A 607-nucleotide genomic window follows, 5' to 3' on the forward strand; every position below is an offset into this window, starting at 1 on the left:
TTGGGATCGATAATAACAAATTTTCCTTGAGCTCTTGCATGCTGGATCAGCGCTTGAGGGTCAGAGAGAAAGCCTTTGTTGTAATCGGAAAGAACAATAAGGTCATTCTCATCGATCGTGGCTTTGGGGGATTGGGTAATCTTCTCTATTAATGTTGTTGTCAGCTCAGGTGCTTCTTCAAAATCGCAGCGAACGATATGTTGTTGCCGGCTAATGATGCGTAGCTTTTTGATGGTAGGGAAGCTCGGCTCAGCTACAAACTCTGTTGCGATCTGGTTCTGTTCACAGAGCTGTTGTAGCTCTTGTGCATTGCTATCGATACCGACTAAGCCGGCGAGGGTTACAGGGCACTCCATCTTACTGATATTAAGTGCGACATTAGCAGCACCTCCTAAACGATTCTCAGTATGATTAATATTGACGACGGGAACCGGTGACTCAGGGGAGATTCGATTTGTTGAGCCGATCCAGTAGCTATCGATCATAATGTCGCCAAAAACAGCAATTTTACCAATGGAGTCTTTCATATTGACCTCAAGTAACAGGTGGTACAAAGGGGCTTAAAATTTAGGGATAATAGGAAAATGAGAAAATTAGGAGAATATAG

The 607-nt window shown here is 43.5% G+C and carries 1 protein-coding gene; it reads right to left on the minus strand.

Annotation, left to right across the window (positions count from 1 at the left end):
* Positions 1-527, minus strand: a 527-nt coding sequence (locus FK529_RS20900; RefSeq protein ID WP_231703190.1) for a bifunctional heptose 7-phosphate kinase/heptose 1-phosphate adenyltransferase, incomplete at its 3' end; no start/stop codon positions are given.
* Positions 528-607 lie beyond the last annotated feature (80 nt).

Source organism: Tsukamurella asaccharolytica (assembly GCF_007858435.1).
In the GTDB taxonomy this organism is placed as follows: domain Bacteria; phylum Actinomycetota; class Actinomycetes; order Mycobacteriales; family Mycobacteriaceae; genus Tsukamurella; species Tsukamurella asaccharolytica.